The 9,243-nt window shown below is 51.8% G+C and carries 10 protein-coding genes; 7 read left to right on the forward strand and 3 right to left on the reverse strand.

The window, feature by feature from the left end; genetic code table 11:
- Positions 1-180 precede the first annotated feature (180 nt).
- From HY879_17990 to HY879_18000, 3 genes are all read left to right on the forward strand, one after another.
- The gene (locus HY879_17990) at positions 181-1,071 is read left to right on the forward strand and encodes a hypothetical protein (protein MBI5605231.1); all 891 of its coding nucleotides are present in this window, start codon (positions 181-183) and stop codon (positions 1,069-1,071) included.
- Positions 1,072-1,133: 62 nt separating this feature from the next.
- Positions 1,134-1,541 carry a response regulator gene (locus tag HY879_17995; GenBank protein MBI5605232.1) on the forward strand — a complete coding sequence of 136 codons (408 nt, stop codon included), beginning with the start codon at positions 1,134-1,136 and terminating at the stop codon, positions 1,539-1,541.
- Between the two features lie 47 nt (positions 1,542-1,588).
- A complete protein-coding gene (locus HY879_18000; protein ID MBI5605233.1) occupies positions 1,589-4,069 on the forward strand; it encodes a hypothetical protein in 2,481 nt (826 codons plus the stop codon).
- Positions 4,070-4,138: 69 nt separating this feature from the next.
- Here the strand turns inward: HY879_18000 and HY879_18005 are convergent, their stop codons facing one another.
- A complete protein-coding gene (locus tag HY879_18005; GenBank protein ID MBI5605234.1) occupies positions 4,139-4,498 on the reverse strand; it encodes a hypothetical protein in 360 nt (119 codons plus the stop codon).
- A gap of 36 nt (positions 4,499-4,534) precedes the next feature.
- A complete protein-coding gene (locus HY879_18010; GenBank protein ID MBI5605235.1) occupies positions 4,535-4,936 on the reverse strand; it encodes a response regulator in 402 nt (133 codons plus the stop codon).
- Between the two features lie 315 nt (positions 4,937-5,251).
- Here HY879_18010 and HY879_18015 point away from each other — a divergent pair, with 315 nt between their 5' ends.
- Both HY879_18015 and HY879_18020 read left to right on the forward strand, forming a co-directional pair.
- The gene (locus HY879_18015; protein MBI5605236.1) at positions 5,252-5,530 is read left to right on the forward strand and encodes a type II toxin-antitoxin system RelE/ParE family toxin; all 279 of its coding nucleotides are present in this window, start codon (positions 5,252-5,254) and stop codon (positions 5,528-5,530) included.
- Between the two features lie 11 nt (positions 5,531-5,541).
- Positions 5,542-5,880, forward strand: coding sequence for a HigA family addiction module antidote protein (locus tag HY879_18020; protein MBI5605237.1), 339 nt, complete (start codon positions 5,542-5,544; stop codon positions 5,878-5,880).
- A 343-nt stretch (positions 5,881-6,223) separates the two neighbouring features.
- Here HY879_18020 and HY879_18025 read toward each other — a convergent pair whose 3' ends face one another.
- The gene (locus HY879_18025) at positions 6,224-6,640 is read right to left on the reverse strand and encodes a phage integrase N-terminal SAM-like domain-containing protein (protein MBI5605238.1); all 417 of its coding nucleotides are present in this window, start codon (positions 6,638-6,640) and stop codon (positions 6,224-6,226) included.
- Between the two features lie 479 nt (positions 6,641-7,119).
- On the opposite strand from HY879_18025, the gene HY879_18030 reads away from it, so the two are divergent.
- Entirely contained in the window at positions 7,120-7,629 is a 510-nt protein-coding gene (locus tag HY879_18030) for a hypothetical protein (protein MBI5605239.1), read from the forward strand.
- Between the two features lie 71 nt (positions 7,630-7,700).
- On the forward strand, positions 7,701-8,705 hold the full coding sequence (locus HY879_18035) for a hypothetical protein (GenBank protein ID MBI5605240.1): 1,005 nt from the start codon (positions 7,701-7,703) through the stop codon (positions 8,703-8,705).
- Positions 8,706-9,243: the final 538 nt, after the last annotated feature.

Consider the following 9,243-nt stretch of genomic DNA (forward strand, 5'->3'; position numbering starts at 1 on the left):
AATTCAATCAGACGAACAATCAATTCCACAATCTGTGAGGATACTCCGTTGCGAATCTGGATCGATGTCTTCATATTCAATGCCTCCTGATTTGAAGTTTGAAGACATTATAAACGGTATTTTAGTATTTATCAAGTCCCTTACGATCAAGGCCTGCTGGAAAAGGATGGGGATGACGGGATGTATCCCTGGTTAGACCAGTTAAAAGAGTGCGCTACGGCCTATCTTCAACATTGGACCCCGGACCGCCGGGAGGTCCTGCCGGAACCCTGCCCCGGAATCACCTTTGGGGCTTTAGAAGCGGAACCTTTGATGGAACAGGAGCCGGCCGATCGGGAATGGATGGCCCTGCAGGAAGAATCCGGCCTTCAGGAACTGAAGGCCCTGCTGAAAGAACCGGAATACCGGATGATCAAAGGCCTTCTGAATCTGCTGGACCCGCAGGATGTGCCAAAGGGCCCGGGGCCGTTAGGGGGAAAAGCACAGACCGCGATGACCCTGCGCCAGGGATTATATCAAGCCCATGATCGGGTCCTGGACCGGCTCATCCCGACCCAGGCCGGGCCCCAATGGATAAAAGAGGGGACAGCCTTCCAGATCAAGGGGCCTTTTCCCCTCTATGCGGTTGACCTGGGGGAAATGGGGTTCAGGACGAAACCCGCATCGAAGACGGGAAACCCCGGCCCTACAGGCCAAAGGCCGGCTTTCTTTGGAAATCCCTTTGGGGAAAAACCGGAGCCCTCCCCTTTGCTTTTGGGAGCCTTTTCCGGGGATAACCCTTCTCCAATGCTCCTGGTCTTTGACCGAAGCACCCTTTTTCTGATGAATTCCTCGCCTTCAGAAAAGATCATGGTAGATGCGGTCTTGACCACTATCCGGAAATCAAATCATTTTTTTCTCCATTGGGAAGGGGGGCCTGAACTCCGGCCGGGGATGGAGGCCTGGGCCGACTGGTTTGACTGGGATCGGCGGAAAGATCAAGCCCTCTTTGAGGTATATTACGATAATAAATCGGCTGATGAAATCAGGGGTCTTCTGAAGAAGACCGGTATTGCCTGGGGAGTTCATTAATGATCAAAATCGGGCAGGACCTTTTTCCGGAAGAAGGCGCAGACCCGATAAGGAGGCAGGAAATGGAAAAGAAAATACAGATTCTCATCCTGGACGATGAACCTATTGTGGGGAAACGTTTGGGACCGGCCTTGGCCAAGATGGGAGCAGAGGTCGAAGTTTTTGAAAATCCGGTCAAGGCCCTGGAGCGGATCCAGGAAAAGACCTTTGATATCGTCGTGACGGATATCCGCATGGATGATATGGACGGCATTGAGATCCTGGAAAAGGTCAAGGACCGATCGGCAGAGACCAGGGTGATCATGATCACCGGCTATGCCACAGTGGAGGTCGCCCGGGAAGCCCTGGGCAAGGGAGCCTTTGATTTTATTGCCAAGCCCTTTAAGCCCGGTGACTTGAGAGATGTTATAGTCAAGGCGGCCGAATCAATGGGATACAAAGGTCTTTCCCGACCTGATCCCAATAGTTGATGGACCCCAAACCGATCCTCAAGAGGAGTGCATCCGGGGCAGGAATTATGGAGGCCCGACAGAAATATCAGGGGCTTCAATCCCTTTTAGGCGGGAACAGCCGTCTTTTAGAAATCATGGCTGACCTGGAGGCAGACCTGCGGTTTTTACCCCTGGGCTCGGCCTCTCTGGAACATCAGATCCGGGACTTGCTGGAAGGCACCCTTCTGATGATTGAAGACCTTAATTATTTAGCCAACGGCCGGTTTCAAGCCTTGTATGCGGCTTATTTAAAGCTGGAGCAGTCCATCCAGGAATCCCTGGAAACCTCTCAGAAAGGGGCCGAGCCAACCTGGGTCAGAAAGATTTCCGAAATCGGTTTGGGCCACACCCAGGAAGTGGGGGGCAAGGCCGCCCATTTGGGGGAACTAAAAAAAATCCTGCCCGAGGCCATACCCGAGGGGTTTGCCGTTACGGCTGAGGCCTATCAGGCCTTCATGTCCGATCCGGTCCTGGCTGCCGAGATCCGCGCCCTGTTGGATACCCTCGAGGTGAGCAGCGACCGGGGACGCTTTAAAGCCAAGGCCGACCGGATCCGGGATATCCTCCTCAAGGCCCATGTCCCCCAGCCCATCGCCGGAGCCATCCGGGAAGCGGGTGCGGCCTTTGGGCCCCCTGTTCAGAGATGGGCGGTCCGGTCCAGTGCCATCGGGGAAGACGGGACGTTAACCTTTGCCGGACAATTCGAGAGTTTTTTAAATGTCCCCCCCTCCCAGTTGGTTGCGGCCTATCAAAGGGTCCTGGCCAGCCGCTTCAGCGAGCGGGCCATAACCTACCGCCTTATGGGAGGGTTTACCGAAGTGGCCACTCCCATGGCCGTATTATTCATTCCCATTATCGAGGCCCGAAGTGCCGGGGTCATCTATACCCAGGACCCGGCCCAACCCGACCAGGATCAACTGCTTATCAGTTCCACCTGGGGGTTGGCCGGCGATATGGTGGCCGGTCTGGCCCCGGCTGACCTCTTCCGGGTAGACCGGAAAGACCCCGGACAGGTGGAATCCCAAGGGGTCTTAAAAAAGACCCGTCTTATTTGGGGAGACCCGTCCCAGGTCCAAAGGGTTGAAAACAGTCCGGCCGAGCAGGAGGCTTTTTCCCTTAACCCGGAAGAGATCCAAAGGCTTTTTGCGCTGGCCTTAACCGTAGAGGGGCATTTTGGCGGCCCCCAGGATATGGAGTGGGCCATAGATCAAAAGGGAAAAATCTGGATCCTCCAGGCTAGAGCTTTGAAGTTGATTGCCCCTTCGGAACAGGGGGGTACCATCCCGCAGGAACGGCCCATCCTGTCCGGCGGCCAGACTATTTTCCCCGGCCGGGCCGTTGCCCCGGTCCAGGTTATCCTCGATCCCAGGGAATTCCCTTTGGTTTCCGAAGGGGTTATCCTGGTGGTCCCCCAGGCCGTCCCGGAGATCGCCTCGGTTCTTCCCCTTTTGACCGGCTTTATTGCTGAGCAGGGGCAGCCCACCGGCCATGCCGCAACTCTGCTCCGAGAATTTGCCGTCCCTTCTTTGTTCGGACTGTCAGGGGCCACGGAAAAGCTCACTTCAGGGGCCATGATCGGTCTGGATGCCAGTCATCGCCAGGTATTTACAGGCCAACCCTGGCCGGATATCCGGGAAAGGACCCTGGCCCGAATGGCCCAACCGAAGATCAACCGTCCTTCAAGCCCTTTGAGTGCCCTGATCCTTAAATTGAATTTGACGGACCCCCAGGCCCGTCATTTCACACCGGAAAGTTGTGAATCGGTCAACGACCTGATTCGCTTTATCCATGAAAAAGGGGTGGCCGCCTTTTTTGAGGTGGGGGACCAGGAGACCCGGAAAAGGCAAACGCCTACCCGCCGTTTAGCCTCTTCCCTGGGCCTTGACCTGTACGTCCGGGAATTGGGGAATGCCCTGGCCCCGGAGGCCCTGTCCAAAAAAGAAGTCCGGCCAGAGGAAATCAGGTCCCTTCCCTTCCAGGCCCTCTGGCGGGGCATGGTCCATCCCCAGGTCAGTTGGGCCGGACGCCGGGAAATCGATTTGAAAGGGTTCGCCTCGGTCATGGTCTCCTCCTTAGGCCAGGACATGGGGGCCATGCGGAAATTGGGGGACCCGAATTACCTGCTGGTGGGACCGGATTATCTGAACCTCAATATCCGTCTGGCCTATCATTATGCCATGGTGGACAGCCTGATCGGACCGGTCACCGAAAACAACTATGTTAATTTCCGCTTCCAGGGGGGCGGTGGGAGTCGTGACCGTCGGGACTTGAGGGCCCGCTTTTTGCGGGATGTCTTATTATCTTCCCGTTTCAGTGTGGACCTCCGGGGAGATCTGGTAACCGCCTGGCTGCGGGGCTATCCCAGGCAGTCTTCGGAGGCCGGCCTGGAACTCCTGGGTAAACTCATGGGCTGCGCCCGTCAACTGGATATGCTGATGGCCAACGAATCGGTCAGGCGACATTACGTCGAACGCTTTCTGGCCGGTGATTATCAGGCCTTTGCCTGAGAGGAAAAAGGCCGAAGGGTTCAAGAAGAACCCATCGGCCTTTCAAGGTAAGGGATAAATGATGGTTGGTTACTTTTTCATCTTTTTCATAAAGATGGACTCCGCCTTATTGGCCATGGCCTCAGCCTTGCCGGCGGCCTTCTCGGCCTTACCGCTGGCTATCTCAGCTTTTTGGGCGGCCAGTTCGGCCTTTTTGGCTGCCGCCTCGGCCAAAGTAGCTGCCGATTCGGCCCGTTTGGCTGCTCCTTCTATCTTGCCATAGTCTACTGCCGGCTTGGGTGCCGCTTGGGGAGCAGCCGGAGGAACAGGCGTTACCTTAACAGGTGCCGCCGTGGCTTCCTTCATATTGGAACACCCCATGCCAAAGACAAACAAAAAAGAAAGTGCGGATAATAAAGCCGCTAACTTAATCAATCTTACCGGATTCATTTTGAATCACCCCCTTTCCATGAATTTATTTACTTCCTATCCTCTTATCTCTTTTTCATTCTGGTAAACCATCCCGGAAACCAAGGCCCCCAATTTATTAAAGCAGATGGGCTTTTCCAAATAGGCGGTGGCCCCCCTCTCCATGGATCGATGAAAAATTTCTTCACTGCCAAAGGCCGTTATGACCATAACGGGTACCCCGGGTTGCAGGTTTTTGATCCCCGGCAGGATATCCAACCCGGTCAAACCGGGCATGCGGATGTCGGTGATAATCAAATCAAAAGAACGTTCAGAAAGTTTACGGAGGGCCTCTGCTCCAGAGCTTGCGGCCTCTACCTCATAGCCGTCCTCCCCCAAAAAATCTATTAGCAACGATCGCATCTCGGCATCATCTTCGATGATCATAATGCTTTTTTTATCAGTTCCTTTTACGATCACCCCGATATCTCCATATCCGAATAATTTTTTTGCCGAGAATCAAACCTGACGACTATGTAAAAATCCGTCATTCCCGCGCAGGCGGGAATCCAGGCCAGGTCTGAGAGACTTTTTACGAATTCATCAAACTTATTTTTAATAGCAATAATAAAGCCAGCTCCGTCAAGATGAAATAGCGTTAATTTTCAATTAGTTGTAACTATGGCAGGGATTCGTGACAGGGAAAAGTGTGGCAAAACGGGACTTATTGTGGAAAAATGGTACAAATGGAAGTTTTTCTTGACATATTACGGGAGACGTAATAGTTTGCAAGATATGATTAAGTCTTTTGCTTGCAGAGAAACGGAGGCTTTATTCAATGATCACCGAGCTCGTCGTTTTCAGGCCATAGAACGTCAGTCAAGAAAACGACTGATGGTCTTGCATGCCGCCCCAAGTCTCGAAGCCTTAAGGCTTAACCCTGGTAACAAATTTCACGCATTAAGAGGAAATAGAAAAGGCCAATGGGCCATCAGCATCAATGACCAATGGCGGATTTGCTTTGAATGGAGTGATGGAAACGCTTACCAGGTTCAAATTATTGATTATCACTGAGGTGTTATAAGATGGGAAACAATAACCTGCTGTCACCTATCCCCCCCGGGGAAATTTTACGGGAAGACTTTATGGGTCCTGTCGGACTCAGCATTAACCAGTTGGCCAGGAATATTGGGGTACCACCAAACAGGATCAGCGAAATCGTCAATGGAAAGCGGACTATTACCGCTGATACGGCCCTCCGGTTACAACGCTATTTTGGAGTCGAGGCTCAGTTTTGGCTCAATCTCCAGTCCGAGTTTGATCTTAGAATCGCTAAACGACAAAAATGGCTGGACATTGAGCGGCGCATAACGCCAATCAAATATAAGGCCTCTGAACCATTAGAAAATGCAATACCGGCATAAAGTTTAAGAGGAGTTTTTTTCTACAAGGCGATATTAGCCTTTACCCCCCAGCACAACCCCGGTAACGAACGCGCATCTGGCTGCTCTGGCAAGTGAACACGGCTGTGAGTTAATCTCCACCGGCAACCGGCTTCTCGCGCTTTCCCGGGATCAAGTGGGAAAATCCATTAAAGTAACAATCCTTTTTTCGATTGACATTGCCCTAATAAATTGAATATATTAAATTAAAAGATTCAATCGTGCCTTTAATTTCCTTGCTTGACGTTTAACGGAAAAACGGATGGAACAAAAGGTGCAATCCGTAAATAACAGGTTACAGCGTATCGACGGGGCTGACCGCGCCCTACGAGATTACTTTTCCGTGCATTGTTGAAACTGTGCACTTTAACGACAGGCTTGGCGGTTGGAGTGGAGGGCGTCTGTGATGGGTTTTTTGCTGTATCGAATCGGTGCGTGCCCGGAGCCCGATGCCCCGAAACTGCTCGTAGTACAATTCCAGGGCGTCACGGGCCTGCTGGACTTGCCAGTTGGACACTCCTGGGCGTTGGGCCGTTTCAGCCAGAAAGGCCTCGATTTCGGTCCGGCCCAATTCCCTGCGCCCGCGGCCCGGATGTTTTGCAAAGAACCGGCGTACCCAGGCCACACAGTGCGGGATGGTCTTTTCCTGTGCCCCGGCTTCCCGCAGTACGGCAATGTATCCATCAGGCCAGCGCGGCTGGGGGTTCAATGGCGCCACCCCCCGACGAGTTGTTTGAGGCATATCATCCCTCCTCCAGTGGAATCATATGCCTCATAAATGCATATGAAAATAAGGGAAGTCAAGTAATTTTTTGAGGCATAGCATCCTGGATCGAGTCAAACAGGGATGCTATTATTGAGGCATAATATTATGTTCGACAACAAAGGAGGAATCGATCAATGAACAAGATGCTAAGTAGACTCGTTTGTTTTCTTAAACCGAGACGCGCTATAGTTCCCAGTGCCGAGGAAGATACGAACCGTCGCTCATCTGTAAAGCAACCAACCCCAACTCCACCCGAAGGTGGTTCTTGCATTGTCTGTTCATCTGCCGCCACACAGTGTGTGCGGCCTTCTAAAACTCTCTTTGTTATTTGTGAAAAGATACTATGCGAAGAAGTCGTCCAGGACTACTGTAGACTGCTAGGGTGGAAATTATCTGCCATAGAGGCAGGATCTGTAGTCAGTGGTGTGCCTATGCGATCTGATACAGAGAAAGTGATGTATGACGAGATCATTCTGCAGGCTGGGGCCAAAAGGGCTATCCTTGATCATTTAGCATCACTGCATAAACACTTCTGCGCTGCTGATAACTACGGGTCTACGGCACCGTTCTGGAAAAACCTAGAACGCGAGAAGATTTTACAATGGCTTCTGCTTCATACGAGCGTCCTCACGAAGAAGCCAGGCATTTCAAGTGTTATTTCCAATCAAGACGACACGCTGATCGTACTTAGCGTCGTTGACAAGACTTATCGTACCGCCGTCCGAGACGCCTTTAAACCTGGAGGCTACATGGGACATCTTGAGCAACACGGAATGTTCAATGCACCACAGCAGCGTCAAGCCGCAGCTGCATTTGTTATTGGTCACGAGTACAAAGCGATTTATGGCAGAGTGGATCTGTGTGTCCACTTCGCATGGCTTCCACCTCTTGACGGCCATTCGTATCAGGTCGTTGTTCCACAGGATATCATGACAACCGAGGAAAAAACTACTTGGCTTACATGAATGGCATGAAAGCGCCGAACCACCGCCTCCACCGTACGGCACGCCGCCGGTGAGGCGTGACGTTCGACAGAATGGTCACAAAAGAAGGAGAACTGGCAATGCGTAATTCAGTGATGGTGACTGTTGTTTTGGTGATCCTATCGTTTTCCGGTTCCGTGTTCGGACAAACGGCGAGTGTGACATCAGAGACTTGGCCGACCGAACCTTGGAACGATAAGATCAAGGGCGATGTTGATGAGGCAGTCCGCCTATATGCGGATGACCCAGTATCATCTCTCCTCACGTTCAAATCAGTCATGGACCGTGGAACAGATGGCCCAACACAAACACAGAAAGTGTGGCTTTCGACAAAGGTGGAGAGTCTCCGAACGCGAGCTCTCAAGACACTCCAGACCGACTTCGATCAATCTACAAGGGCCAATGACCTCCGCACCGCACTCATCGCGAGCACTGTCGCTGACAAGATCGGCAAGGAATCCATCAAAACCCAACCCGCCATGACGGGTTTGAAGAACAAAGTGTTTGCTGGATCACGAGACGTCACATCTGTTTGGGCCGTATCAAATGTTGTCGGAAGATTCATCGAGGTTCCGTACAGCGAAGGAGTTTCGTTTAGCCGGTTCACCTTGACACCAAAACAAGGGTTCCATCTCTTGCGAGTGACAGCTTTTGTGCGCAATACGTCCCCTTTGGCTGACAAATCCTACACTTTGTGGGCAACAGAGGATGTGAAGCGAAGTTTGGCCCAGCTCAATGCCAAACCGGACGAACACAAACCTCCATACCTGTGGCTTGACGGTAGTTTTGTTTTTCTACTGACGCCAGCTTCAGACCTCGTTCCCTGTTCACATGTGTGCGATGGTTGCGGCCTCCACGGGACGCTGTCCTTTACGGTCAGCGAAAAAGACGGAACCGGAAGAGCTATCACCGTGCCTCAAATCATTGACTCTGGCAAGAAATTGGACATCGATCTTCTCTTCAGTGTTCCAAAAGGGATAACGGACTATCGCCTGCTGGTCCTGGGCTCGACACCGATCAAACTCAAGATAATTCCAACAGGAGCATCACTCAAATAGAGGACGTCTGTCGAACAAGCAAATGCTCGGTACAGCTTCGCCGCCCGAGATTTGCCTCGTTTGACCCGCTTTTCGACGGACAGGAGTGTTGGTCGACCATGATATTGTGTTGTTCAAATTCTAAAAGGAGTAAAGCACATGAAGCTGCAAACAAGCACGGTATGGCCACTCGAACTGGCAGAACGGCTACTTTCAAGCCCATTCGAAGATGGGCCGCTGGGTTGCTTCTCTTTCAGTCCCTAGCAGAAAATGGGGATATCCATTAGGTTCAAAAAAAATATTTACATGGAAGAGGAAATGGAGTAAATGACAAAATATGCCCCGGAAAGCCCGTTTAGATGTTCCCGGAACCTTGCATCACGTGATGGTGAGGGGGATAGAAGGAAAAGATATCTTCCAGGATGAGGAAGACCGCAAAGCATTTGTGAATCGAATGGGGAACTTGGTTGAAGAAACCGGGACCCGCATTTTGGCCTGGACACTTATTTCAGAATCGGTATAAGTCGATCATTTGTGATCTGGACCCCTATTTTTTGGA

The organism is Deltaproteobacteria bacterium (assembly GCA_016219225.1).
Lineage (GTDB): Bacteria > Desulfobacterota > RBG-13-43-22 > RBG-13-43-22 > RBG-13-43-22 > RBG-13-43-22.

Coding starts and splice junctions, on each gene's coding strand:
- HY879_18035 (MBI5605240.1), top strand. CDS start 7,701: ATGGTCACAAAAGAAGGAGAACTGGCAATGCGTAATTCAGTGATGGTG.
- HY879_17990 (MBI5605231.1), top strand. CDS start 181: ATGTATCCCTGGTTAGACCAGTTAAAAGAGTGCGCTACGGCCTATCTT.
- HY879_18005 (MBI5605234.1), bottom strand. CDS start 4,498: ATGAATCCGGTAAGATTGATTAAGTTAGCGGCTTTATTATCCGCACTT.
- HY879_18000 (MBI5605233.1), top strand. CDS start 1,589: ATGGAGGCCCGACAGAAATATCAGGGGCTTCAATCCCTTTTAGGCGGG.
- HY879_18030 (MBI5605239.1), top strand. CDS start 7,120: ATGTATGACGAGATCATTCTGCAGGCTGGGGCCAAAAGGGCTATCCTT.
- HY879_18025 (MBI5605238.1), bottom strand. CDS start 6,640: ATGCCTCAAACAACTCGTCGGGGGGTGGCGCCATTGAACCCCCAGCCG.
- HY879_18020 (MBI5605237.1), top strand. CDS start 5,542: ATGGGAAACAATAACCTGCTGTCACCTATCCCCCCCGGGGAAATTTTA.
- HY879_17995 (MBI5605232.1), top strand. CDS start 1,134: ATGGAAAAGAAAATACAGATTCTCATCCTGGACGATGAACCTATTGTG.
- HY879_18015 (MBI5605236.1), top strand. CDS start 5,252: ATGATTAAGTCTTTTGCTTGCAGAGAAACGGAGGCTTTATTCAATGAT.